The organism is Pseudomonas sp. NFACC24-1 (assembly GCF_900115235.1).
In the GTDB taxonomy this organism is placed as follows: Bacteria; Pseudomonadota; Gammaproteobacteria; order Pseudomonadales; family Pseudomonadaceae; genus Aquipseudomonas; species Aquipseudomonas fluorescens_AA.
In genome coordinates, this window is the sequence record NZ_FOVS01000024.1 from 66,235 (window position 1) to 89,659 (window position 23,425).

The 23,425-nt window shown below is 62.0% G+C and carries 23 protein-coding genes and 1 riboswitch; of the genes, 13 read left to right on the plus strand and 10 right to left on the minus strand.

The window, feature by feature from the left end; all coding sequences use genetic code 11:
• Positions 1-72 precede the first annotated feature (72 nt).
• Positions 73-1,506, plus strand: a complete 1,434-nt coding sequence (locus BM317_RS21040) for a M48 family metalloprotease (protein ID WP_092476057.1) — start codon at positions 73-75, stop codon at positions 1,504-1,506.
• Between the two features lie 61 nt (positions 1,507-1,567).
• Here the strand turns inward: BM317_RS21040 and BM317_RS21045 are convergent, their stop codons facing one another.
• From BM317_RS21045 to rpoE, 4 genes are all read right to left on the minus strand, one after another.
• On the minus strand, positions 1,568-2,998 hold the full coding sequence (locus tag BM317_RS21045; RefSeq protein WP_060738763.1) for a DegQ family serine endoprotease: 1,431 nt from the start codon (positions 2,996-2,998) through the stop codon (positions 1,568-1,570).
• 234 nt (positions 2,999-3,232) lie between these two features.
• A complete protein-coding gene (locus BM317_RS21050) occupies positions 3,233-4,180 on the minus strand; it encodes a MucB/RseB C-terminal domain-containing protein (protein WP_092172524.1) in 948 nt (315 codons plus the stop codon).
• Positions 4,181-4,192: 12 nt separating this feature from the next.
• Positions 4,193-4,780 carry a sigma-E factor negative regulatory protein gene (locus BM317_RS21055; RefSeq protein ID WP_014337028.1) on the minus strand — a complete coding sequence of 196 codons (588 nt, stop codon included), beginning with the start codon at positions 4,778-4,780 and terminating at the stop codon, positions 4,193-4,195.
• Between the two features lie 31 nt (positions 4,781-4,811).
• The gene (gene rpoE, locus BM317_RS21060) at positions 4,812-5,393 is read right to left on the minus strand and encodes an RNA polymerase sigma factor RpoE/AlgU (protein ID WP_003172477.1); all 582 of its coding nucleotides are present in this window, start codon (positions 5,391-5,393) and stop codon (positions 4,812-4,814) included.
• Between the two features lie 559 nt (positions 5,394-5,952).
• Here rpoE and nadB point away from each other — a divergent pair.
• Positions 5,953-7,569, plus strand: coding sequence for an L-aspartate oxidase (gene nadB / locus BM317_RS21065; RefSeq protein ID WP_092172527.1), 1,617 nt, complete (start codon positions 5,953-5,955; stop codon positions 7,567-7,569).
• Here the strand turns inward: nadB and BM317_RS21070 are convergent.
• Positions 7,538-7,990 carry a protein YgfX gene (locus tag BM317_RS21070; RefSeq protein ID WP_092476060.1) on the minus strand — a complete coding sequence of 151 codons (453 nt, stop codon included), beginning with the start codon at positions 7,988-7,990 and terminating at the stop codon, positions 7,538-7,540. The genes nadB and BM317_RS21070 overlap by 32 nt on opposite strands.
• Positions 7,974-8,228, minus strand: a complete 255-nt coding sequence (locus BM317_RS21075; protein WP_003184348.1) for an FAD assembly factor SdhE — start codon at positions 8,226-8,228, stop codon at positions 7,974-7,976. Before BM317_RS21075 ends, BM317_RS21070 begins: the two co-directional genes overlap by 17 nt.
• A gap of 149 nt (positions 8,229-8,377) precedes the next feature.
• Between BM317_RS21075 and BM317_RS21080 the strand changes: the two genes are divergently transcribed.
• Positions 8,378-9,319 carry a CAF17-like 4Fe-4S cluster assembly/insertion protein YgfZ gene (locus BM317_RS21080; protein ID WP_092476063.1) on the plus strand — a complete coding sequence of 314 codons (942 nt, stop codon included), beginning with the start codon at positions 8,378-8,380 and terminating at the stop codon, positions 9,317-9,319.
• 37 nt (positions 9,320-9,356) lie between these two features.
• Positions 9,357-10,178 (plus strand): HDOD domain-containing protein, encoded by an 822-nt coding sequence (locus BM317_RS21085; RefSeq protein WP_092172534.1) that lies wholly within the window; start codon positions 9,357-9,359, stop codon positions 10,176-10,178.
• A gap of 180 nt (positions 10,179-10,358) precedes the next feature.
• Here the strand turns inward: BM317_RS21085 and BM317_RS21090 are convergent, their stop codons facing one another.
• Positions 10,359-11,750: a sensor histidine kinase gene (locus BM317_RS21090; RefSeq protein WP_092172537.1), complete on the minus strand. Its 1,392-nt coding sequence runs from the start codon at positions 11,748-11,750 to the stop codon at positions 10,359-10,361.
• Positions 11,743-12,414 carry a response regulator gene (locus BM317_RS21095; protein WP_092172540.1) on the minus strand — a complete coding sequence of 224 codons (672 nt, stop codon included), beginning with the start codon at positions 12,412-12,414 and terminating at the stop codon, positions 11,743-11,745. Before BM317_RS21095 ends, BM317_RS21090 begins: the two co-directional genes overlap by 8 nt.
• Positions 12,415-12,864: 450 nt before the next feature.
• Here BM317_RS21095 and BM317_RS21100 point away from each other — a divergent pair, with 450 nt between their 5' ends.
• From BM317_RS21100 to BM317_RS21115, 4 genes are read left to right on the plus strand one after another with little or no spacing between them, the layout of a single operon-like run.
• Positions 12,865-13,863 carry a Bug family tripartite tricarboxylate transporter substrate binding protein gene (locus tag BM317_RS21100; protein ID WP_170842357.1) on the plus strand — a complete coding sequence of 333 codons (999 nt, stop codon included), beginning with the start codon at positions 12,865-12,867 and terminating at the stop codon, positions 13,861-13,863.
• A 55-nt stretch (positions 13,864-13,918) separates the two neighbouring features.
• Positions 13,919-14,380, plus strand: coding sequence for a tripartite tricarboxylate transporter TctB family protein (locus tag BM317_RS21105; protein ID WP_060738771.1), 462 nt, complete (start codon positions 13,919-13,921; stop codon positions 14,378-14,380).
• Position 14,381: 1 nt separating this feature from the next.
• Positions 14,382-15,896 carry a tripartite tricarboxylate transporter permease gene (locus tag BM317_RS21110; protein ID WP_060738772.1) on the plus strand — a complete coding sequence of 505 codons (1,515 nt, stop codon included), beginning with the start codon at positions 14,382-14,384 and terminating at the stop codon, positions 15,894-15,896.
• A complete protein-coding gene (locus tag BM317_RS21115; protein ID WP_092476066.1) occupies positions 15,889-16,926 on the plus strand; it encodes an AbrB family transcriptional regulator in 1,038 nt (345 codons plus the stop codon). The genes BM317_RS21110 and BM317_RS21115 overlap by 8 nt, the downstream gene beginning before the upstream one ends.
• A 108-nt stretch (positions 16,927-17,034) precedes the next feature.
• Here the strand turns inward: BM317_RS21115 and ung are convergent, their stop codons facing one another.
• The gene (gene ung / locus BM317_RS21120) at positions 17,035-17,727 is read right to left on the minus strand and encodes a uracil-DNA glycosylase (RefSeq protein ID WP_092172549.1); all 693 of its coding nucleotides are present in this window, start codon (positions 17,725-17,727) and stop codon (positions 17,035-17,037) included.
• Between the two features lie 131 nt (positions 17,728-17,858).
• On the opposite strand from ung, the gene BM317_RS21125 reads away from it, so the two are divergent.
• The gene (locus tag BM317_RS21125; RefSeq protein ID WP_072409938.1) at positions 17,859-18,971 is read left to right on the plus strand and encodes an enoyl-CoA hydratase/isomerase family protein; all 1,113 of its coding nucleotides are present in this window, start codon (positions 17,859-17,861) and stop codon (positions 18,969-18,971) included.
• Positions 18,972-19,140: 169 nt separating this feature from the next.
• Here BM317_RS21125 and BM317_RS21130 read toward each other — a convergent pair whose 3' ends face one another.
• On the minus strand, positions 19,141-19,530 hold the full coding sequence (locus tag BM317_RS21130; protein WP_092172555.1) for a hypothetical protein: 390 nt from the start codon (positions 19,528-19,530) through the stop codon (positions 19,141-19,143).
• Between the two features lie 305 nt (positions 19,531-19,835).
• Positions 19,836-19,937, plus strand: a riboswitch (guanidine-I (ykkC/yxkD leader).
• Positions 19,938-19,997: 60 nt separating this feature from the next.
• Here BM317_RS21130 and BM317_RS21140 point away from each other — a divergent pair.
• The 4 genes from BM317_RS21140 to BM317_RS21155 are packed head-to-tail and all read left to right on the plus strand — an operon-like array spanning position 19,998 to position 23,420.
• On the plus strand, positions 19,998-21,065 hold the full coding sequence (locus tag BM317_RS21140; RefSeq protein WP_092476069.1) for a putative urea ABC transporter substrate-binding protein: 1,068 nt from the start codon (positions 19,998-20,000) through the stop codon (positions 21,063-21,065).
• A 15-nt stretch (positions 21,066-21,080) separates the two neighbouring features.
• Positions 21,081-21,896 (plus strand): ABC transporter permease, encoded by an 816-nt coding sequence (locus BM317_RS21145; RefSeq protein ID WP_060738777.1) that lies wholly within the window; start codon positions 21,081-21,083, stop codon positions 21,894-21,896.
• Positions 21,893-22,681: an ABC transporter ATP-binding protein gene (locus BM317_RS21150; protein WP_092172561.1), complete on the plus strand. Its 789-nt coding sequence runs from the start codon at positions 21,893-21,895 to the stop codon at positions 22,679-22,681. Before BM317_RS21145 ends, BM317_RS21150 begins: the two co-directional genes overlap by 4 nt.
• Before the next feature lie 13 nt (positions 22,682-22,694).
• Positions 22,695-23,420 carry an urea amidolyase associated protein UAAP1 gene (locus BM317_RS21155; RefSeq protein WP_092476072.1) on the plus strand — a complete coding sequence of 242 codons (726 nt, stop codon included), beginning with the start codon at positions 22,695-22,697 and terminating at the stop codon, positions 23,418-23,420.
• The last annotated feature ends 5 nt before the right edge of the window (positions 23,421-23,425 follow it).

The window sequence follows — 23,425 nt, forward strand, 5'->3', positions numbered from 1 at the left end:
GCGGCCTAGAATATCTGGTCCCGGGCCTGGTGTCCGGCTACAGTAGGGTCTTTGTCAACTAAGGCTTCGTGCATGACATTTCTGCGCCCCACCCTGCTGACGCTCGCTTGCCTGCTTGCCTCACCGGGCTTCGCCGACGACTTGCCGTCACTTGGCGATGCCAGTTCTGCCATCGTCTCGCCAGAACAGGAGCACCAACTGGGCCGCGCCTGGCTGGCCCTGCTGCGCAGCCAGGTTTCACAGCTCAACGATCCACAGCTCAAGGACTACGTCGAAACCAGCGTCTACAAGCTGGTGGAAACCAGCCAGGTCAACGACCGGCGCCTGGAGTTCATCCTGATCAACAGCCCGCAGCTCAACGCCTTCGCCGCACCGGGCGGGATCGTCGGGGTCAACGGCGGCCTGTTCCTCAACGCACAGACCGAAGGCGAATACGCCTCCGTCATGGCCCACGAACTGGCGCACTTGTCGCAGCGCCACTTCGCCCGCGGCGTCGAAGCCCAGCAACGCATGCAGGTACCGATGATGGCGGCGCTGCTGGCTGGCATCGTGATTGCCGCCGCCGGTGGCGGTGACGCCGGGATCGCGGCCATCGCCGGGACCCAGGCTGCCGCCATCCAGGAACAACGGCGCTTCTCGCGCCAGAACGAACAGGAAGCCGATCGCATCGGCATCCAGAACCTCGAGAAGGCCGGCTACGACCCGCGGTCCATGCCGACCATGTTCGAGCGCCTGATGCGCCAGTATCGGTTCGACGCCAGGCCGCCGGAATTCCTGCTGACTCACCCGGTGACCGAATCGCGGATCGCCGACACCCGCAACCGCGCCGAACAGGCCAAGCCCGGCGGCATCGAAGACAGCGTTCGCTATCAATTGATTCGCGCGCGAGTCCAGTTGATCTACGAAGAAACCCCGGGCCTGGGCGCCAAACGCTTCCGGGCGCAGCTGGATGAGAATCCGAAGAACGACGTGGCCCGCTATGGCCTGGCGATCGCGCAGATCAAGGGCGGTCAGTTGAATGACGCACGGGAGAATCTCAAGCCGTTGCTGGCCAAATCGCCCAACGAGATCATCTACAACCTCGCCCAGGTGGACCTGGACATCACCAGCAACAAACTGGCCGACGCTCAATCCCGCGTCGACCGGATGCTGAGCCAGTACCCGGGCAACTATCCGCTGAACCAGGTACGCGTCGACCTGCTGCTCAAGCAGAACCGCCCCGCCGATGCCGAGAAAGCCCTGGAAACCTTGCTCAAGTCGCGCCCGGACGATCCGGACGTCTGGTACATGGTGGCCGAGACCCGCGGGCTATCAGGCAACATCATTGGCCTGCATCAGGCCCGTGCCGAGTACTTCGCCCTGGTAGGCGACTACCGTCAGGCCATCCAGCAACTGGACTTCGCCAAACGGCGCGCCGGCACCAATTTCCCCCTGTCGTCGCGCATCGATGCCCGCCAGCGGGAACTCATGGAGCAGGAACGCATGGTCAAGGACATGATGGGCTGAGCATTCGCCAGGCATAAAAAAACCGCCTCTTTCGAGGCGGTTTTTTTCAGCGGCTAACCGATCATTCGGCCAGCTTGAAGGTGATGAAGCTCGCACGCCCCTGACGCAGGACCCGCATCGACACCGAACGATTCTTCGGCAATGCCTTGGCAATGTCGGTGAATTCCTTGGCCGAACCGATGGCCTGGTTGTTCAGGTGCGTGATGATGTCGCCCGGCTGCAGACCGATCAACGCGGCAGGACCGTCCTGCACTTCCTTGATCACCACACCGCCCTGGAGCTCCAGGGTGCGCTTCTGCTCTTCGGTCAGCTCGGCCACGGCCACGCCCAGGCGGTTGCTGCTGCGCTCGACGCCGGACTTGGGCAGCGAATCCAGCTCCTTGCCCTCTTCAGGAATGGCCCCGACGGTCAACTCGACATTCTTGCGCTTGCCCTCGCGAATCACTTCCAGATTGGCCTTGGCGCCAGCCTTGAGGGCCCCCACCAAGTGTGGCAGGTCGGCGGACATGACGATCGGCTGACCATTCATGCTCAGGATCACGTCACCCACTTGCAGACCGCCCTTGGCAGCCGGGCCACCTTCCTGGATCTGCGCCACCAGCGCACCGGCGGGTTTATCCAGCCCGAACGACTCGGCCAGGTCCTTGTTCACTTCCTGGATCACCACGCCCAACCAGCCACGGCTGACCTTGCCTTCGCTCTTCAGTTGGTTGGAGACGTCCATGGCAACGTCGATCGGAATCGCGAATGACACGCCCATGAAGCCGCCCGAACGGGTGTAGATCTGGGAATTGATGCCAACCACTTCACCGTTGAGGTTGAACAACGGGCCACCGGAGTTACCCGGGTTGATCGGCACGTCGGTCTGGATGAACGGCACGTAGTTTTCGTTCGGCAGGCTGCGACCGATGGCGCTGACAATACCCTGGGTCACGGTGTGGTCGAAGCCGAACGGCGAACCGATAGCCACGACCCATTGGCCGGCTTTCAGGTCCTGGGATTTGCCCAGCTTGAGCACCGGCAGGTCCTTGCCTTCGATTTTCAACAGCGCCACGTCGGAACGTGGGTCGGTGCCGATCAGCTTGGCCTTGAGCTCGCTGCGGTCGGCCAGGCGTACCAGGATTTCGTCGGCATCGGCGATCACATGGTTGTTGGTCAGGATGTAGCCATCAGGTGAAATGATGAAGCCCGACCCCAGGGATTGGGCTTCACGCTGACGGCCACCGCCGGGCGAACGGGGCTGTTGTGGCATGCCACGTTCAAAGAACTCCCGCAGCATCGGCGGCAGGCCTTCCAGGTCCGGCATCTGCTGGTCCGATACACGGCGATCCGGCAGCTTCTGGGTCGTGCTGATGTTCACCACGGCGGGTGAAGCCTGCTCGACCAGTTGCGTGAAATCAGGCAATTCGACCGCCACGGCAGGAACGGCCTGGCCGAGCACAAGCACGGTGGCAAAAATGGAGAGATAGGTTTTCAAGCGTGGTATCGACATACGGCTCCCGTTACGACGAGCATGGTTAAGCGATATGGAGCAAGGAATACCAGGGAAAGATACGCCGGTATTTTTGTTCCGGGAACAGACAAGGCCAGAGCCGAGCGGCTCTGACCTATAGAAAAAAAGCTGATTTTTTGCAAATGAAAATGCTGACAGGAAGTTTCGGCATTTCGATCAAGCCCTGGCATCATCAGCCTCTCGCGCAATCGAACCACCCGCGCCGTCAGCCGGCTATTGAGTCGCGGTGACGTCGGAGCGCATGGAAAGCGCGATCCGTTCCGCCGTACCGATAGGAATCTCACCGACCACCGTGACCATCATTTCGCCCTGGGGCGTCGTGAGCCTGCGAGAGACGGCAGCCGTCGGACCGAGTTGAGTACGGGTATCGGTGGCGTTGGCACCGTTCAACGGCTCCAGGAACACCGAGAAGCGCGCCAGGCCATCGTCGTACATCAAGCTGCTGACCTGGACCTGGGTGTCCGGGTCCTTGCGCATGACACTGCTGGTCAGTTCAAAGCCGGGCGGTAACCAATCCGAGTGCCAGGCGGCTTTCACCGCAACGGCCTTGCCGGGATCCTGCGCGACAGCCTTGCATTCGGCGCTGGCTTGCAGGTCGCCGTCCGTGGGAGCGGCGACGTTCAAGCGGGTGAACTGGAAACGTTCGAGCAACTGGCCCTTGTCATTGAGCAACAAGGACTTGAGCGGCAGGCCGGTCTCTTTGTCCAGGTGCAGCTCGAAGCCATAACGATGCTGGTCCTTGGGCGTCAACGCCACGATGACCGCTTGACGGCCGGCCACGCGCGACTTGCCTATGACAGCAAGGTCATACCAATTCTTGAGTTTTTGCGGATCAAGCGCACGTGAAGTGCCGTCCGGCGTATTGCCCAACCCCGCGATCAAGGAGCCGCTGACGCATTGAGTATGCCCATCAATGCGCAGGACTTCCTGTGCCGAGCCATCGAGCTGAAGTAACCGCTCGCGGACTTTGCCATCCTGGACGCGATGCCAGATGTTATGGGTAGAAAAACTACCGTTGCGCTCGTAAACGAAAGTGCCCTGGAAGCTCTGCTGTTGCTCGGCTTGACTCAGGCGGTTCAACCAGTCCTGAGCCTCATCGGCATGGGCTGGAATCGCACACCAGCCACCAAGCAGAAGCGTGAATAGAGGTATGGCGCGCAATGGTTTTCCTTATTAACGGTTTTCCAGGCTGGCGGCACGGGCGTAAGGCAGCGCGCTTTCGGTACCTTTGAGCGCAGCTTGCTGGGCATGCTGACGCAGGTAGTTGGGCAGACGCTGATCATGCCAGCCGGGCTGGCCTTGCAGAACACCGTTGACCATGGGGCCTGCGGTTTCCGAACCTTCGCTGTAACCGGCCAATACCGCTGGGCCCTTGACCTGTGGAGCGGCCAAGCCAGGCTGGTTGGACTGCTGCGCCATTTGCACGCCGGCAATCTCATCCTGGTTGTACAGGCGCACACCGGCCAGTACGGCAACGGTGACCGACGCGGCTACCGCCAGGCGACCCAGGCTGCGCCATGGTCCGCGTGAAGCTTTTGCCGGTACGGCTTCGTCAGCCAATGCAGCAGAAACGGCCGCGGCGATGTCCAGGCGTGGAAGCAGCAAATCCTTGTGCATGACAGCCCGGGCGATCTGGTAACGAGCCCAGGTCTCACGTGTTTCAACATCGTCGAAGGCATTCAATACCCGACGCAATTCAAGTTCGTCCGCTTCGTTGTCCATAACTGCGGACAGCGATTCCTGCAGGGCTTCACGACTCATGGCGTTCCTCTCTTGGCTGTCGCCGCTGTCTCTAGTTTTCCTGCAACAAAGGTTGCAGGGCTTTATCGATGGCCTCCCGAGCGCGGAAAATCCGGGAGCGCACGGTGCCCACAGGACATTGCATGACGCTCGCAATGTCTTCGTAACTCAGACCGTCGAACTCACGTAAAGTTAAAGCCGTACGCAAATCTTCAGGCAGTTGCTGGATGGTTCGATGGACGGTGCCTTCAATCTCATCCCGCAGCAACGCACGTTCCGGTGATTCGAGATCCTTGAGGCCATGATCGCCATCATAGAACTCGGCATCCTCAGAACTTACATCACTATCCGGCGGCCGGCGGCCGCGTGAAACCAGATAGTTTTTCGCCGTGTTGATGGCGATGCGGTAAAGCCACGTATAAAACGCGCTGTCCCCGCGGAAATTACCAAGTGCGCGGTAGGCCTTGATGAAGGCTTCCTGAGCGACATCCTGCGCTTCATGGGTGTCGTGCACGAAACGCACGATCAACCCGAGAATTTTGTGCTGGTATTTCAGCACTAGCAGATCGAAAGCTCGCTTGTCGCCGCGTTGGACCCGCTCGACCAGCTGCTGATCCTCTTCCTGGGTTAGCATGAACACTCCTCGATAAGCTCGAAGGAGGCTTGCATTACTAATTGACCGGGCTTGCAAACATAGACTCGGGCTTTTCGCAAAAGTTCTCCCCCTTCCAAGCAAGTTTCCGGCGCGCTCTGATCTCGGCACGCACGAAAAACGCAGCAGGAGATGCCCCGGCTGCGCGAATAATCTGTCATCGGGTCTGTCGGCAGCGATTTCAATCGAAATCTGGCACCAACCCGACGCTGCTCCCTTTTGCAGACAACCGTCTATTGAACGTAGGCGCTTGGCAAAAGTTCCCGCTATTTACATCGCCATCAACTGAATATCAGGCAACCATGACGTGATAAACAGCGTTCTGTCCTCGAAACGGACGCCTTTGTCGACTCAAAGCCAAGCGGATGATCCGACGAAGCGTGTCGCTTTTCTGTCACGCTGGTTTCACATTGCCATGAATGCCCGGCTATTGTGCCGATCCCCCCCTCTATATACTAGTGGGCTGCGTGGCTGCCCGACCCGTTGAAGCGGTGTCTGGCGCCAACCCCGACCCGGGTCGCCTTGAGCGGAAACCATTCGAATGAGCCAACAGTTTCAACACGATGTTCTGGTAATCGGCAGCGGAGCCGCCGGATTGAGCCTGGCGCTGACCTTGCCTGCGCATTTGCGCATCGCAGTGCTGAGCAAGGGCGACCTGGCCAACGGTTCGACCTTCTGGGCCCAGGGCGGTGTCGCCGCCGTGCTGGACGATACCGACACCATTGAATCCCATGTCGACGACACCCTCAACGCCGGCGGTGGCCTTTGCGATCCGCAAGCGGTGCGCTTCACCGTCGAGCACAGCCGGGAAGCCATCCAGTGGCTGATCGACCAGGGCGTGCCGTTTACCCGTGACGAACAATCGGGCACCGAAGACGGCGGTTTCGAGTTCCATCTGACCCGCGAAGGCGGCCATAGCCATCGGCGCATCATCCACGCGGCCGACGCCACGGGCGCGGCGATCTTCAAGACCCTGCTCGCCCAGGCGCGATTACGGCCGAACATCGAATTGCTGGAACAGCGCGTCGCGGTCGACCTGATCACCGAAAAACGCCTGGGCCTGGACGGTGACCGCTGCCTCGGCGCCTACGTGCTCAATCGCGGCACCGGCGAAGTCGACACCTACGGCGCGCGCTTCATCGTCCTGGCGTCCGGTGGCGCGGCGAAAGTCTACCTGTATACCAGCAACCCCGACGGCGCCTGCGGCGACGGCATCGCCATGGCCTGGCGTTCGGGTTGCCGGGTGGCGAACCTGGAGTTCAACCAGTTCCACCCTACCTGTCTCTATCACCCACAGGCCAAGAGCTTCCTGGTGACCGAGGCCCTGCGTGGCGAAGGAGCCCATTTGAAGCTCCCCAACGGCGAACGCTTCATGCAACGCTTCGATCCGCGTGCCGAACTGGCACCCCGTGACATCGTCGCCCGAGCCATCGACCACGAAATGAAGCGCCTGGGTATCGATTGCGTCTACCTGGACATCAGCCACAAGCCCGAAGCGTTCATCAAAAGCCACTTCCCGACGGTGTACGAGCGCTGCCTGGAATTTTCCATAGACATCACCAAACAACCGATCCCGGTGGTGCCGGCGGCGCACTATACCTGCGGTGGCGTGATGGTCGACCAACACGGCCGCACCGACGTGCCGGGCCTGTATGCCATTGGCGAAACCAGCTTCACCGGCCTGCACGGCGCCAATCGCATGGCCAGCAATTCGCTGCTGGAATGTTTCGTCTACGCCCGCTCGGCGGCGGCTGACATTCTCGAGCAATTGCCGCAGATCGCCATTCCAACCGCCCTGCCCTCATGGGACGCCAGCCAGGTCACCGACTCGGACGAAGACGTGATCATTGCCCACAACTGGGATGAACTGCGGCGCTTCATGTGGGACTACGTGGGCATCGTGCGCACCAACAAGCGCCTGCAACGGGCACAGCACCGGGTGCGCTTGCTGCTGGATGAGATCGACGAGTTCTACAGCAACTACAAAGTCAGCCGCGACCTGATCGAGCTGCGCAACCTGGCCCAGGTGGCGGAACTGATGATTCGCTCGGCCATGGAGCGCAAGGAAAGCCGGGGGCTGCATTACACCCTCGACTACCCGAACCTGCTGCCCGAGGCGCTGGACACTATCCTGGTGCCGCCCACCTACGCCGACTGAACCTGAGCCGCACCCGCAGGCGCCGATGGACATCCGGCGCCAGCGCGTCGCGGAGCACGCACAGCGACCGGATACGCCGTTCACCCTGCAATCGGAAACGCAGCACGATGATCAGCGGCAGCGCCAGGCTATCGGGGCGCAACTGCACAGCCCGCCAGCCATCGGCCCGGCTCCAGAGCTGCCAGCCAGCGGCATTGCGACGCAGCCCGCAAAAGGACTGGCGATGGGTCAGCACGACATGTCGAGGGATCACCCAGGCGCCATGGGCCAGGCACACGATAACGCCAAGCGCGGCGCACCAGGACGCGATGGACAACAGCAATAACGAACCCAGGGCGAACACCTGGGCCAGCAGATAGGCCGCCAGCAGTTGCCCAGAGGCCTGCCAGCGGCATTCGAAGTCATTACTTGGGTTGGACACGGTCCAGGATCATCCGGACCATGCGCTGCAACTCGGGGTCTTCGGATTCGCTACGCTCCATGAACCAGCCGAACATGTCCTGATCCTCGCATTCGAGCAGGCGGACGTAACACGCACGGTCCACTTCATTGAGATGGGGGTAAACCTCTTTCACGAACGGCACCAGCAACACGTCCAGCTCAAGCATGCCGCGGCGGCTGTGCCAGTAGAGGCGATTCAGTTCAACATCTTCGACCATGGAGCGCTCCTCAAATAGACCGCAAGTATACAGGCCTCGCCACAGCGCAACAGACGGCTTTGGTCAGGCACCACCGATCCTTTGTGAACTACCCATTTCAAGGGCGTCCCCTTATGATGTCCACCAGACTTTTTACCCTGCGATGACCCATGGCTGATTTCGCTTTTTTCTGCACCCTGTCCCACGAAGGCGTCCTTGCGGTCCGCGGCGTGGATGCCAGCAAATTCCTGCAAGGCCAATTGACCTGCAACCTCAATTACCTCAGCGACAACCGGGCCAGCCTCGGTGCCCGCTGCACGCAGAAAGGCCGGATGCAATCGAGCTTCCGCATCCTGCTCGAAGGCGACGGTGTGTTGATGGCCATGGCCACCGAACTGCTCGAACCGCAATTGGCGGACCTGAAAAAATACGCCGTGTTCTCCAAATCCAAGCTCACCGACGAAAGCGCCGCCTGGGTTCGCTTCGGCCTGGAAAATGCCGACAATGCCCTGGCTGGCCTGGGACTCAAACTGCCGAGCGACACCGACAGCGTGGTGCGCCATGAAGCCTTGATCGCCATCCGCGTTTCTCCCGGCCGCGCCGAGTTGTGGGCGCCCGCCGGACAGGCACAGGCACTGCGAACCCGACTGGGCGCAGAACTGGCCGAGGCGGACCTGAACCCCTGGCTGCTGGGCCAGGTACGTGCCGGGATCGGCCAGGTCATGCCGACCACCCGCGAACTGTTCATCCCACAGATGCTCAACCTGCAAGCCGTCGGCGGTGTCAGCTTCAAGAAAGGCTGCTACACCGGCCAGGAAATCGTCGCCCGCATGCAATACCTGGGCAAGCTCAAGCGGCGCCTGTATCGCCTGCAACTGGACGCCAGCGAACTGCCGGAACCCGGCACGGCGCTGTTCTCCCCCACTCACGGCAGTTCCGTCGGCGAAGTGGTGATTGCCGCCCGCGGCGAAGGAAACATTGAACTGCTGGCGGTATTACAGGCCGAAGCTGCAGAAGATGACAATCTGCACCTCGGTGCCTTGGAAGGCCCTCGCCTTCAATTGTTGGACCTGCCTTACGAACTGGACCGCGACCGCGAAATCCAGCGCTGATCGCAGCATTTGTGTCGCAATACCCTAGAGAACCGAAATGAGCGATTTGGCGGATAAGGTCCAACGGGATTTGGTGCAGGCCATCGATAACGATGACCTGGTTCTGCCAACATTACCGGAAGTGGCCATGCAGATTCGCCGGGCCGCCGAAGACCCGGAAATCAGCGTCAGCAACCTGAGCAAAGTGATCGGCCGCGACACGGCCCTTTCGGCACGCCTGATAAAAGTGGTCAACAGCCCGCTGTTGCGCGCCACCCAGGAAGTCACTGACCTGCACACGGCCATCACTCGACTGGGCGTCAACTACAGCAGCAACTTGGCCATTGGCCTGGTGATGGAGCAGATTTTCCACGCCCGTTCCGAGGTGGTGGAACTGAAGATGCGCGAAGTCTGGCGCAAAAGCCTGGAGATCGCCGGCGTCAGCTATGCGTTGTGTCGCGGCTACACCCAACTCAAGCCCGACCAGGCCGCATTGGGTGGGCTGGTGCATCAGATCGGCGTGCTGCCGATCCTTACCTATGCACAGGACAATAATGAACTGCTGTCGGACCCGGTCAGCCTCAACCATGTCATCGAAACGATTCACCCGGTGCTGGGGGACAAATTGCTCAGTGTCTGGGAATTTCCGGAGCGGTTGGTGAAGCTGCCGGGGCTGTACCTGGATTTCAACCGCGACTCCAAGCAAATCGATTATGTCGACCTGGTGCAGGTCGCTGCGCTGTATTGCTACAAGGACACCAACCATCCCCTGAGCAAGATTGATGTATTCGGCGTCCCAGCCTTCAAGAAACTGGGCATCGACCCGGAGAACAAGGCCCGGTGTGCGGATATCGAAGAAGCGCGGTCGATGTTCTATTAAGTCCCAGGCTGACAACCACGAAACCTGGATCTGACGCTGACCTGTGGCGAGGGGATTTATCCCCGCTGGGCGGCGAAGCGACCCCAACTGACGATTGCGGCCTATTCAAACAGACTGCGAGGGTCGCTTCGCGCCCCAGCGGGGATAAATCCTCTCGCCACAACAGCGCCCGCCAATGACTTAATCTGAACCTGGAATAAAGCTCACCCGCACCTTCAGCCCGCGTTCCTGCCCGTCATGCAAGGTGATCTGCGCCAGATGCGCACGGCAGATTTCGCCGACGATCGCCAACCCAAGTCCCGAGCCGGCCACTTGCTGGTTGCGCCGATAGAAGCGCTCGAACACCCGGTCCCGCTCATGCAGGGGAATACCTGGCCCATCGTCCTCGACTTCCAGGACCGCCGGTGCGGTGACCCGCAGGATCACGTTGCCGCCGGACGGCGTGTGGGCCAAGGCGTTGTCCACCAGATTGCTCAACAGCTCGTTCAACAAGGTCGGCTCGCCCCGCAGCCATACCGGCTCGTCGGCTTCCAGGGCCAACGCCACGCCTCGGGCATGGGCCAGCGGGGCCATGGCCATGCCCAGCTCACGGGCCAACTGGCTGAGATCGAGCAACTGTGCGCCGCCCTCGGCAATGGCCCGGGCGCCATTTTCCACTCGCGCCAGGGACAGCAACTGGTTGGCCAGGTGGGTCAATCGATCGGTCCCCTGAGCCGCGGTCTCCAGGGTTTCACGCCAGGTCGCCGGCTCACTGGCGCGCAACCCCAGCTCCAGGCGCGCCTTGAGCGCGGCCAGCGGCGTACGCAGTTCATGGGCGGCATCGGCGATGAACTGAGCCTGACGTTCGAACTGTCCGCGCAGGCGTTCGGTGAAATGGTTGAGGGCCCGCACCAGCGGCCATAATTCGTGCTGCACCTCCACCAACGGCAACGGCCGCAGATCGTCCGGCTGGCGCTCCTCCACTGCCGTGCGCAAGCGCTCCAATGGGCGCAACGCCGCACTGACCGCAAACCACACCAACAGCAGCGCGCCCACGGCCAGCATGCCCAGGCGCAACAGCGTGTCGGCCATCAGGCCACGGGCCATACTGACCCGCGCCTCTTCGGTCTCGGCCACACGAATTTCCGCCATGCCATTCATGTTCGGCTCGCTCACCGCCTTGAGCAGGCTCACCACCCGCACGCTCTGCCCCTGGTATTGGGCGTTATAGAAGCGCGCCAGGGCCGGGTAATCGTCCGTGCGGGGTGTTCCGGGCGGCGGACCGGGAAGGTTTTCGTAGCCGGAGATCAACTTCTTGTCGATGTCATTGACTTGGTAATAAATGCGCCCGGCACTGTCGTAGGCAAAGGTGTCCAGGGCCACGTAGGGCACATCCGCGCTGAGGCTGCCGTCGCGCTGGGACAGGCCCGCGGCGATGGTCCGGGCCGAGGCCAGAAGAGTCCGGTCATAGGCGGTGTCCGCCGCTTCGCGGCCGTTCCAGTAGGCGCTCAGGCCGCTGGCGAGCATCAGCACCACCAACAGCAACGCCAGGTTCCAGAGCAGCCGCCAGCGCAGGCTGTCGGGCTTATGCATTGCGGTTTTCCAGCAGGTAGCCCAAGCCGCGGAACGTTACGATCGCGACCGCATGGCCGTCGAGTTTCTTGCGCAGGCGATGGACGTAGATTTCGATGGCGTCCGGGCTGGCTTCTTCGTCCAGGCCGAACACCTGGGACGCCAGTTGCTCCTTGCTCATCACCCGCCCCGGCCGGGCAATCAACGCTTCCAGCACCGCTTGCTCACGGGATGTCAGGGTCAGCAATTCATCGTCGAGGGTAAAACGGCGGGTGTCCAGGTCATAGACCAGCCCGCCGCAGCGCTGCTGGCGTTCGCCGCCCAGTACGCTGCGGCGCAACAGGGCCTTGACCCGGGCCTCCAGTTCAGTGAGCTCGAATGGCTTGGCCAGGTAGTCGTCGGCACCGAGGTTGAGGCCGTGGACGCGGTCCTTGACGTCGCTGCGGGCGGTCAACATCAGCACTGGCAAAGTCTTGCCGCGAGCCCGCAGGCGCGCCAGCACCTCGAAACCGTCCATGCGCGGCAGCCCGACATCGAGCACCGCCACGGCGTATTCCTCACTGCTCAAGGCCAGGTCGGCCGCGACGCCGTCGTGCAGCACGTCCACGGTCAAACCGGTGCTCTTGAGCGCCTGGGCAACGCTTTCGGCGAGCTGCAGATGGTCTTCGACGAGCAGAACACGCATGGGTTATTCCTCGATTCAGGGATGGTCGACGCCATTCTTTGGCGCGGAGTTTACAGCCGCATCCGCCACTGTGAAGCCAAAAACACGTTGAAAGCTTTTGAAAGGTTAGCGAAAGGTTGGGCCGCTAGAGTCCTCCCACGGATGGTTTCGACTGACCGTCGCGACGCACATCGCGAACGAAAAACGCCTCGAAGCGTTTTCGCCAAATAAGAACAATAAAAGCGGAGTATTCACCATGCTGTCCCTACAGCTCCAGGCCACAATGCCTGCTCGCCCTTCCCGCTTCAATCAGACCTGCGTGGCCGATGCCGCCGCTCTTCGGTCCAGCGTCTTCCTACGCCTTCAATCCCGAACTCCCTGGCAACAACCTGCGTCCGCTATCAGCGACGACCAGGCCGGGAACCCATCGACACCAAATTTGCACCACACACAACAACAACTCCTGTGGAGATAACGATGAACCTATCACTGCGTAAAGTAGCCTTGGCCGCCGGATGCCTGATGTTCGCCGGGCAGTTGCTCGCCGCTGATCCGTCCAAAGAACCCAAGCGCCCCGAATGCATCGCCCCGGCTTCCCCTGGCGGCGGCTTCGACCTGACGTGCAAGCTGGTGCAAAGCGCGTTGGTCAACCAGAAACTGCTGACCAAGCCAATGCGCGTCACCTACATGCCCGGCGGCGTCGGCGCGGTAGCCTACAACGCAGTGGTCGCCCAGCGTCCGGCCGACGCCGGCACATTAGTGGCCTGGTCCAGCGGCTCGTTGCTGAACCTGGCCCAGGGCAAGTTCGGTCGTTTCGATGAAAGCGCCGTGCGTTGGTTGGCCGCCGTCGGCACCAGCTATGGCGCCATCGCGGTGAAAAGCGATTCGCCCTACAAGAACCTCGACGATCTGGTACAGGCTCTGAAGAAAGATCCGGGCTCGGTGGTCATCGGTTCCGGCGGCACCGTCGGCAGCCAGGACTGGATGCAGACCGCCCTGATCGCCAAGGCCGCCGGCATCAACCCCCGCGACCTGCGTTACGTAGCCCTCGAAGGCGGCGGCGAGATCGCCACCGCGCTGCTCGGCGGCCACATCCAGGTCGGCAGTACCGACATTTCCGACTCCATGCCCCACATCCAGAGCGGCGACATGCGCCTGCTGGCGGTGTTTGCCGAGAAGCGCATCGACGAGCCGGAGATGAAAAACATCCCCACCGCCCGCGAGCAAGGCTATGACATTGTCTGGCCGGTGGTCCGCGGCTTCTACCTCGGACCAAAAGTCAGCGATGAAGACTACGCCTGGTGGAAAGATGCATTCGACAAGCTGCTGGCTTCCGAAGAGTTCGCCAAGCTGCGCGACCAGCGTGAGCTGTTCCCGTTTGCCATGACCGGCCCGGAGCTGGACACCTACGTCAAGAAGCAAGTGGCTGATTACAAGGTGCTGGCCAAAGAGTTCGGCCTGATCCAGTAACCGTCTCTGTTCGCGTGGCGGCGCTGGCATCACCGGCGCCGCCCAGGAGTTAGTCATGCTCACCATCCAACGTATTTTTGCCGCGGTGCTGCTGCTGGTTTGCATCGGCCTCGCGCTGATGGCCTGGCCTTATCAGGCCGCCTTTTCCTACGAACCGGTCGGTCCGCGCGCCTTTCCCTTGCTGATGCTGGGGCTGATGGGCCTGGCGCTGTTGTACATGCTGTTTCGTCCGACCCCCATCGTGCACAGCGATGAAGACCCGCAACTGGACCGTGAAACCCTGCAGAAGATCGGCATCTGTGTGGCGCTGTTGCTGGTATTCGCCGGGACCTTCGAACCCCTGGGCTTCATTGTCGCCAGCATCCTGATCGGCGTGCCGATGGCGCGCCTGTATGGCGGGCGCTGGGTGCCGAGCGTGGTGATCATCAGCCTGATGGCCATCGGTCTTTATCTGTTGTTCGACAAGCTGATGGACGTGCCGCTGCCCCTGGGCCTGCTCGACGTCCTGGAGAATTGATATGGATACCCTGAATTATCTCGGCCAGGGTTTTGGCGTTGCACTGACCCCCTACAACCTCGTCACCGCCTTGACCGGTACGCTGATCGGCACGGTGGTCGGCCTGCTGCCGGGCCTGGGCCCGATCAACGGTGTAGCGCTGCTGATCCCGATCGCCTTCGCCCTGGGCCTGCCGCCGGAGTCGGCGCTGATCCTGTTGGCGGCGGTGTACCTGGGTTGCGAATACGGCGGGCGCATCAGCTCGATCCTGCTCAACATCCCGGGGGAAGCCTCCACCGTGATGACCACCCTCGACGGCTACCCGATGGCTCGCCAGGGCCTGGCCGGGGTGGCGTTATCGCTGTCGGCGTGGAGTTCGTTCATCGGCGCGTTCATCGCCACCTGCGGCATGGTGCTGTTCGCGCCGCTACTGGCCAAATGGGCAATTGCGTTCGGACCGGCGGAATATTTCGTCCTGATGGTGTTCGCCATTGTCTGCCTCGGCGGCATGGCCGGCGACCGACCGCTCAAGACGTTCATTGCGGCGCTGATCGGTCTGTTCCTGTCCAGTGTCGGGATCGATGCCAACAGCGGCGTCTACCGCTTCACCGGTGACAACATCCACCTGACCGACGGCATCCAGTTCGTCGTGCTGGTGCTGGGGTTGTTCTCCATCAGCGAAATCCTGTTGCTGCTGGAGAAAACCCATCGCGGCCAGGAAGCGGTGGAAGCCACTGGGCGGATGATGTTCAACTTCAAGGAAGCGGCGTCGGTCTTCGTCGTGAACCTGCGTTGCGGCGTGCTCGGCTTCATCATGGGCGTGTTGCCGGGTGCCGGGGCGACCCTGGCCAGTGCCGTGGCCTACATGACCGAGAAGCGCATCGCCGGTGCCAGTGGCAAGTTCGGCCAGGGTGACAAACGCGGCCTCGCTGCTCCGGAAACCGCCATTGGCGGCGCAGCCTGCGGGGCGCTGGTGCCGATGCTGACCCTCGGTGTTCCCGGCTCGGGCACCACGGCGGTGATGATCGGCGCACTGTCGCTGTACAACATCACGCCGGGGCCGCTGCTGTTCCAGCAACAGCCGGACATTGTCTGGGGCCTGATCGCCTCGTTGTTCGTCGCCAATATCATGTTGGTGATCCTCAATATCCCGATGATCCGCATCTTCACCCGCATCCTGGCCGTGCCGAACTGGGCATTGGTACCGGTCATCGCGATCATCACCGGCATCGGCGTCTATGCGGTGCATGCGACGACGTTCGACCTGTTCCTGATGATCGGCATTGGTATCTTCGGCTACATCCTGCGCAAGCTGGATTTCCCGCTGTCGCCGGTCCTGCTGGGCTTCATCCTCGGCGGCCTGATGGAGCAGAACCTGCGTCGTGCGCTGTCGATCTCCAACGGTGCGCTGGAAATCCTCTGGTCGAGCCCGATCACCTTCGGCTGCTGGATCCTGACGGCGATCATGCTGTTCATGCCATTGCTGCGGATCTGGCGTCGCCGCGCCGCACAACGTCGCGCCCTGGCCAATGTCTGAAGCGACTTTCAAACAATGGTGGGGAACACCGCTGGTCGGTCTGGCCGGCGGTTACCTGGCCAGCCTGATCGGCTGGCCTTTGCCCTGGATGGTCGGCTCGTTGCTGGCGATCATCCTGGTGCGCTGCCTGACGCCGTGGCAATTGGCGGAAATCCCCGGCGGCCGCAAATGCGGCCAATGGGTGGTGGGCATCGGAATCGGCCTGCACTTCACCCCTGTGGTGATGGAACAGGTCCTGAGCCACTTCGGACTGATTTTCTTCGGCGCGCTGATCACCAGCGTGTCCAGCGTGGTAAGTGTCTGGCTGATGCGTCGCACCGGCGAGGACCGTGCTACCGCGTTTTTCTCGAGCATGCCCGGCGGCTCCGGTGAAATGGTCAACCTCGGTGCCCGCAACGGCGCGGACCTGAGCCGTGTCGCCGCGGGCCAGAGCTTGCGGGTGCTGGTGGTGGTGCTGTGCGTGCCGGCGGCCTTCAAGTATCTGCTGGGCGAAGCCCCCCCGGCGCAGCATGCCACCACGGTGGACTGGCTGTGGCTGGCGCTCCTGTTTCCGGCGGGCGCCCTGCTCGCCTGGGTCTGGGAGCGCTTGCGCCAACCCAATCCCTGGTTGTTCGGGCCGTTACTGGTGAGCGCGGCGGTGAGCGTCGGTTGGGACCTGCACATCGGCCTGCCCAACGGCGCCAGCCAGGTCGGCCAATGGCTGATCGGCAGCGGGCTGGGTTGTCATTTCAACCGGCAGTTCTTTCGTCGAGCACCGTCGTTCATGGGCCGAACGTTGGTTGGCACGGTGTTGACGATGCTGATCGCCACGCTTGCAGCCCTAGGCTTGAGCACCTTGACCCATCTGGATCTGCGTTCGTTGACGCTGGGCATGATGCCCGGCGGCATCGCGGAAATGAGCCTGACGGCGGAGACATTGCAACTGTCGGTGCCATTGGTGACAGCGTTGCAGGTGATGCGGTTGCTGTTCGTGCTGTTTCTGGCGGAGCCGTTGTTCAGGTATTGGGCGCGCCAGACGAATTCGGCCTGATCGTCCGCAGCGCCTTCATCGCGAGCAAGCTCGCTCCCACAGGGTTTGTGTTGCCCTTAACCCTGTGGGAGCGAGCTTGCTCGCGATGGGGCCCTGACTGCCGCCCACTTAAAGCGGCGGCAACCGCCAATCGATCGGCGTCTCGCCCTGCTGCTGGAGAAACTTGTTGGTCCGGCTGAAGTGCCCGCAGCCGATGAAACCTCGGTGGGCAGACAGCGGTGACGGGTGGACCGAAGTCAGCACCAAATGCTTGGTCGCATCGATCAGCTTCTGCTTGCTCTGGGCATGAGCCCCCCACAACAGGAACACCAAGTGCGGCTGGTGTTCGCTGACGACTTCAATGATCCTGTCGGTAAAGTGCTGCCAACCTTTTTTGGCGTGGGCGTTGGCGTTGGCGCGCTCCACGGTCAGGGTCGTGTTGAGCAGCAATACGCCCTGGTCGGCCCAGCTTTGCAGGTAGCCGTGATTCGGGATGTCGATGTTCAGGTCGCGCTTCAATTCCTTGTAGATGTTCACCAGGGACGGCGGTGTCGGCACGCCCGGCTGAACCGAGAAGCACAAGCCATGGGCCTGGCCTGGACCGTGGTAAGGATCCTGGCCGAGAATCACCACCTTGACCTTATCCAGCGGCGTGGAATTGAGGGCGTTGAAAATCAGTGGGGCCGGCGGATAGATCTCCTTGCCAGCGGCGTATTCACTGCGTAGGAACTCACGCAACTCCGCCATGTAGGGCTGGTCGAACTCGGCACGCAGTGCCTGCTTCCAGCTCGGTTCGAGTTTGATACGGTCGTCAGCAGTCATGGTTGCATCCGGTAAAAACAATGGGCGCACCCTAGGAAAGCCTACAGGGCTTGTCAATTGATCTGACGCAGAACCGGCACTTTCCTACATAGCGGTCATACTGAACATTCAAATTTCTGATCGAGGTCACGATGAATTTGCACTTCGAAGAGCTCACCGGCATCGACGGTGCCCGCATCGGCATCGCCACCCTGGATGCCGAAAAATCCCTGAACGCCCTGTCCTTGCCGATGATCAACGCGTTGCGTGATCGCCTCGATGCCTGGGCTCGGGAACCGCAGGTCGTTTGTGTGCTGTTGCGTGGCAATGGCGCCAAGGCCTTCTGCGCTGGCGGTGAAGTGCGCAGCCTGGTGGAGGCCTGCCGCGCTCATCCCGGCGAAGTACCGCCGTTGGCGGCACAATTCTTCGCGGCGGAATACCGCTTGGACTTCAACCTGCACACCTACCCAAAACCCTTGCTGTGCTGGGGCCACGGTTATGTACTGGGTGGCGGCATGGGGCTGCTGCAAGGCGCCAGTACCCGCATCGTCACGCCAAGCAGCCGCCTGGCCATGCCGGAAATCAGCATCGGCCTGTACCCGGATGTCGGCGCCAGTTGGTTCTTGTCACGCTTGCCCGGCAAGCTCGGGCTGTTTCTCGGCCTGACCGGCGCCCACATGAATGCCCGGGACGCCATCGACCTGGGCCTGGCCGACCGCTTCTTGCTGGATGAACAACAGGACGATCTGATTGAAGGCCTGCTGCAACTCAACTGGCAGGAGCAGACCGAGATGCAGCTCAACAGCCTGCTCAAGGCCTTGCAACAGGAAGCCATCGCCCAACTGCCCGAGGCCCAATGGCTGCCGCGACGGCCGAAAATCGACGAGTGGTTGGATGTCAGCGATGTGCGCTGCGCCTGGAAAGCCCTCAGCCTGTTGGTGGACCACCCGGACCCGTTGATCGCCCGGGCCGCCAAGACCATGACCGAAGGCTCGCCGCTGACCGCTCACCTGGTCTGGGAGCAGATCGCCCGGGCGCGGCATCTGTCCCTGGCCGGTGTATTCCGGATGGAATACACCCTGAGCCTCAATTGCTGCCGTCATCCGGAATTCAGCGAAGGCGTGCGGGCGCGATTGATCGACAAGGATCACAAGCCGCGCTGGCATTGGCCGGATATCAACCATGTGCCTGAAGCGGCGGTCGAGGCGCACTTTCACAAGGCGTGGGAAGGGCGGCATCCGTTGGCGGATTTGTCCAACGAGTGAATGGCCTGAATGATCTCCTGTGGGAGCGGGCTTGCTCGCGAAAGCAATGGAGCAGCTTGCATCAATGTTGAATGTGCCGCCGCCTTCGCGGGCAAGCCCGCTCCCACAGGTCGTTTTATGGCAGGCACAAAAAAGCGGCGCTTTATGCGCCGCTTTCTGTTGCCTGGAATCAGCGGTGGCCGCCCCTTCCGTCATGACCACCGCGTCCCCGATGGTCACGCCCGCCTCGACCCCGTCGGTCATCATTCCAACCGCCCCGGTCACGGCCGTCCCAGCCACCCCGATGTGGATAAGGCCGATACGCCGCTCGTGGTGGCGAGTAATAGCGTGGGCCTTGCTGGTAGTAGCGCGGCGGCGAGTAATAGCGTGGCGCCGGTTGGTAATACCGCGGGGCGTAATAACCACGCGGTGCCGAATAGTAGCTCCCGCCACCGTAGTAGACCGGTGCCGGTGAGGTGTAGACCTCGGAACGGTAGTAGCTCGAGTCTCCGTCGTAATAAGGCACGCATGCCGAAAGAGTCAAACCGAGAAACGCAATGAGGAGCAGTCGTCGATACATGGCGGCCTCCTGGACCGCGAATGAGCCACATCAGCGACGCTGAGGGGCGGCAGTCATCTATTGGGTGACTGACGATTAATCTGACAGCGAAATCGGAATCTGGTGCGACCTAGCAATAACTAGAAACATGTAGCGCTTTGCCCCCTTACAGTGCGCCGCGGCACCACAACCTGGCATAAATCCGTACTCTCTCATCCCTTTCCACCCCCCGCCCTCTCTGGCCCGGGCCTTCAGCGGACTTGGCACGGCTCTCGCTTTAACAAACTCCGTGCAGGAGTCATCACAGGTTCGCGGCACCACAATTTGCAATGGCTGACTAGGGTTCCGGCTCGCTTCTGGCGAGTGGCTGGTCCGAGAGTTGGCGACCTCCAGTTGAGGTTACACGGCGGGACAAAAGCCCGGGAGACAAGCCACCGTTCGCGGTGCCGCGTTGCTCCTGTCCGCCCTTGATCAACTGGAGAAACACCATGCTCAAGCTTCGTCTGTCCGCCCTGATCCTCGCCGTCCTCTCGACCCTCGTGAGCTTTTCATCCGCCGCCGCACAGAAAGACCACTTCAGCGTCTGCTGGACCATTTACGCCGGCTGGATGCCCTGGGAATACGCCGGCAGCCAAGGCATCGTCGACAAATGGGCGAAAAAATACGGCATCAAGATCGATGTCGTGCAGCTCAACGATTACGTCGAATCCATCAACCAGTACACCGCCGGTCAGTTCGACGGCTGCACCATGACCAACATGGACGCCCTGACCATTCCCGCCGCCGGTGGCGTGGACAGCACCGCGCTGATCGTCAGCGATTTCTCCAACGGCAACGACGGCATCGTCCTCAAGGGTGAAGGCAAGAAAGTGGCCGACCTCAAGGGCATGGACGTCAATCTGGTGGAACTGTCGGTGTCCCATTACCTGCTGGCCCGCGCCCTGGATTCGGTAGGCCTCGCCGAAAAAGACCTGAAAGTCGTCAACACCTCCGACGCCGACATCTCCGCCGCGTTCAACACCGATCAGGTCAAGGCCGTCACCACCTGGAACCCGATGCTCTCGGACATCAAGGCCCAGCCCGGCGTGAGCGAAGTGTTCAACTCCAGCCAGGTCCCTGGCGAGATCATGGACATGATGGTGGTCAACACCCAGACCCTGCAGGACAACCCGGCCCTGGGCAAAGCGTTGACCGGCGCCTGGTTCGAAGTGGTGGCGCTGATGAATGCGAAAAACCCAGCCAGCCAGGCCGCGTTGGAACACATGGCCAAAGCCTCGGGCACCGACCTCAAAGGTTTCCAGTCGCAACTGGACACCACCAAGCTGTTCGCCACGCCCAAAGAAGCCCTCGGCTTCGCCACCAGCGAACAACTGCCCGCCACCATGGGCAAGGTGGCCGAATTCTCGTTCCAGCACGGCTTGCTGGGCGAAGGCGCCAAGGACGCCAACGCAGTCGGCATGGCGTTCGCCAATGGCGTGACCCGCGGCGACAAGGCCAATCTCAAGCTGCGCTTTGACCCGACCTACGTACAGCTGGCCGCCGACGCCAAGCTGTAAACCGGAGGACCTGGCATGCGCCTGATCAACCGCTACCCGGATCGTCCCAGCCGCTTGTTGCTGGTGATCCTGCCCTTCGCGCTGGTGTTGTTCGCCTACTTCATGGGCTCGGCCGAACGGTTGACGGACAACCCCAACGACAAGCTGCTGCCCAGCGCCGTGCAGATGGCCGATGCGGTCAAGCGCCTGGCCTTCACCGCTGACGCCCGCAGCGGTGAATACCTGCTCTGGCAGGACACCGCCTCAAGCCTGCGCCGGTTGGCCATCGGCCTGGGCATCAGCGCCCTGGCCGGACTGTGCCTGGGCATTGCCGCCGGCACGTTGCCGCTGTTGGGTGCGCCGTTATCGCCGCTGCTCACCGTGGTGTCGATGGTGCCACCGCTGGCTATCCTGCCGATCCTGTTCATTGTCTTCGGCCTGGGAGAGTTGTCGAAAGTGATGCTGATCGTCATCGGCATCACACCGTGCCTGGCCCGGGACCTGGAACAGCGCGCCCGGGAAATTCCGCCCGAGCTGCTGATCAAGGCCCAAACCCTTGGTGCTTCGACCTGGACCCTGATGCTGCGGGTGGTGCTGCCGCAATTGCTGCCGCGCCTGTTGATTTCCCTGCGGCTGATGCTCGGTTCGGCCTGGCTGTTTCTGATCGCCGCCGAAGCCATCGCCTCCACCGATGGGCTGGGCTATCGGATTTTCCTGGTGCGCCGTTACCTGGCGATGGACGTGATCTTGCCGTACGTGGTGTGGATCACCCTGCTCGCCTGGCTGATGGACTGGGGCCTCAAGCGCCTGACCCGGCAAGCGTTCCCCTGGTATGAGGGAGCGAAGGCATGAGCTTCATTACTGTGAACAACGTCTGGCAGCAGTACGCCGATCAGGTGGTGCTTGAGCGCTTGAACCTGGAGGTCGCCGAGGGTGAGTTCTGCACCCTGGTGGGGGCGTCGGGTTGCGGCAAGTCGACCTTCCTGCGCTTGCTGCTGGGCCAGGAGCGCGCCAGTCGCGGACAGATTCTCCTGGACGGCGAACCCTTGGCCGGCGAGCCGGATGCCAGCCGGGGCGTGGTGTTCCAGCGTTACTCGGTGTTCCCGCACCTGACCGTGCTGGACAACGTGGCCCTGGGCCTGGAACTGCCGCGCTCGCCGCTGCTGGGCCGCCTGTTCGGCGGCGCCAAGCGCCAGGCCCGGGAAGAAGCCGCGCAACTGCTGGACAAGGTCGGCCTGGGCCATGCGCTGGATAAATACCCGGCGCAACTGTCCGGGGGTATGCAGCAGCGACTGGCCATCGCCCAGGCACTGATCATGAAGCCGCGGGTCCTGCTGCTGGACGAACCCTTCGGCGCCCTCGACCCGGGCATTCGCAAAGACATGCACGCCTTGTTGCTGGCGTTGTGGCGCGAAACCCGCCTGACGGTGTTCATGGTCACCCATGACCTGTCCGAAGGTTTCAGCCTCGGCACGCGCCTGCTGGTGTTCGACAAAGTCCGTGTCGATCCCCACGCCCCTGGCGCCTATGGCGCACGCATCACCTACGACATTCCATTGAACAGCGACCGCCGCACCGTCCGTGCCGCCGTCGACGCCCTGCCCGCCGAACTGGCCGGCACATTGCGTATCGCTTGAAAGGAGTTTTTCCATGCCCGACTCGACCCGCTTGTTTACGCCCTTCGCCGAAGAACTGCTGCCCGGCGGCGGCCACCGCTCGTTCGTGCTCAAGCGCGGCCAGCTGCTGCGCCTGACCGATCTGCGCGGCGGGGCCAACGTGAGCCTGACGCTACTCAATGCCAACGAGAAAACCGAACGCCTGAACCTGCCTGATAGCCTCAAATGCCAACACACCGCCAAGCTCACCGCCGGCCACTGCCTCTACTCGGACATGGGCCGGGTGCTGGCGGCCATCACCGCCGACACCTGTGGCTGGAGCGACAGCCTGGGCGGCGTGCTCTGCGCCGAGGAAGTCGCGCAAAAATACGGTCAGGGCCGCTACCAGGAACTGCGCAACGGCTTCTTTCGCAACGGCACCGACAACCTGTTGGTGGAACTGGGCAAATGGGGCCTGGGCCTGTCCGACCTGCTGATGACCCTCAACCTGTTCAGCCGGGTCGATGTCGATGAGGCGGGAAGCTTTCACTTCGTGGAGGGCAATTCCCTGACCGGCGACTACATCGAGCTGTACGCGCCGATGGACACCCTGGTGGTGCTGACCGCGCTGCAACACCCGATGGACCCGAACCCGCAATACGCCCCGCAACCGATCAAGCTCAGCTGGATGAATGCCGACGCCAGCGTCGCCGAGCACTGCCGCCTTTCGCGCCCGGAAAACCAGCGCGGCTTCATCAACACCGACCGCCTGTTCGCCTGAGGATC

Bases quoted from the DNA above. Each gene is read 5' to 3' on its own strand.
- BM317_RS21055 (WP_014337028.1), bottom strand. From the start codon at position 4,780: ATGAGTCGTGAAGCCCTGCAGGAATCGCTGTCCGCAGTTATGGACAAC.
- BM317_RS21085 (WP_092172534.1), top strand. From the start codon at position 9,357: ATGAGCGATTTGGCGGATAAGGTCCAACGGGATTTGGTGCAGGCCATC.
- nadB (WP_092172527.1), top strand. From the start codon at position 5,953: ATGAGCCAACAGTTTCAACACGATGTTCTGGTAATCGGCAGCGGAGCC.
- BM317_RS21110 (WP_060738772.1), top strand. From the start codon at position 14,382: ATGGATACCCTGAATTATCTCGGCCAGGGTTTTGGCGTTGCACTGACC.
- BM317_RS21075 (WP_003184348.1), bottom strand. From the start codon at position 8,228: ATGGTCGAAGATGTTGAACTGAATCGCCTCTACTGGCACAGCCGCCGC.
- BM317_RS21150 (WP_092172561.1), top strand. From the start codon at position 21,893: ATGAGCTTCATTACTGTGAACAACGTCTGGCAGCAGTACGCCGATCAG.
- BM317_RS21040 (WP_092476057.1), top strand. From the start codon at position 73: ATGACATTTCTGCGCCCCACCCTGCTGACGCTCGCTTGCCTGCTTGCC.
- BM317_RS21090 (WP_092172537.1), bottom strand. From the start codon at position 11,750: ATGCATAAGCCCGACAGCCTGCGCTGGCGGCTGCTCTGGAACCTGGCG.
- BM317_RS21145 (WP_060738777.1), top strand. From the start codon at position 21,081: ATGCGCCTGATCAACCGCTACCCGGATCGTCCCAGCCGCTTGTTGCTG.
- ung (WP_092172549.1), bottom strand. From the start codon at position 17,727: ATGACTGCTGACGACCGTATCAAACTCGAACCGAGCTGGAAGCAGGCA.
- BM317_RS21045 (WP_060738763.1), bottom strand. From the start codon at position 2,998: ATGTCGATACCACGCTTGAAAACCTATCTCTCCATTTTTGCCACCGTG.
- BM317_RS21140 (WP_092476069.1), top strand. From the start codon at position 19,998: ATGCTCAAGCTTCGTCTGTCCGCCCTGATCCTCGCCGTCCTCTCGACC.
- BM317_RS21095 (WP_092172540.1), bottom strand. From the start codon at position 12,414: ATGCGTGTTCTGCTCGTCGAAGACCATCTGCAGCTCGCCGAAAGCGTT.
- rpoE (WP_003172477.1), bottom strand. From the start codon at position 5,393: ATGCTAACCCAGGAAGAGGATCAGCAGCTGGTCGAGCGGGTCCAACGC.
- BM317_RS21105 (WP_060738771.1), top strand. From the start codon at position 13,919: ATGCTCACCATCCAACGTATTTTTGCCGCGGTGCTGCTGCTGGTTTGC.
- BM317_RS21155 (WP_092476072.1), top strand. From the start codon at position 22,695: ATGCCCGACTCGACCCGCTTGTTTACGCCCTTCGCCGAAGAACTGCTG.
- BM317_RS21115 (WP_092476066.1), top strand. From the start codon at position 15,889: ATGTCTGAAGCGACTTTCAAACAATGGTGGGGAACACCGCTGGTCGGT.
- BM317_RS21130 (WP_092172555.1), bottom strand. From the start codon at position 19,530: ATGTATCGACGACTGCTCCTCATTGCGTTTCTCGGTTTGACTCTTTCG.
- BM317_RS21080 (WP_092476063.1), top strand. From the start codon at position 8,378: ATGGCTGATTTCGCTTTTTTCTGCACCCTGTCCCACGAAGGCGTCCTT.
- BM317_RS21125 (WP_072409938.1), top strand. From the start codon at position 17,859: ATGAATTTGCACTTCGAAGAGCTCACCGGCATCGACGGTGCCCGCATC.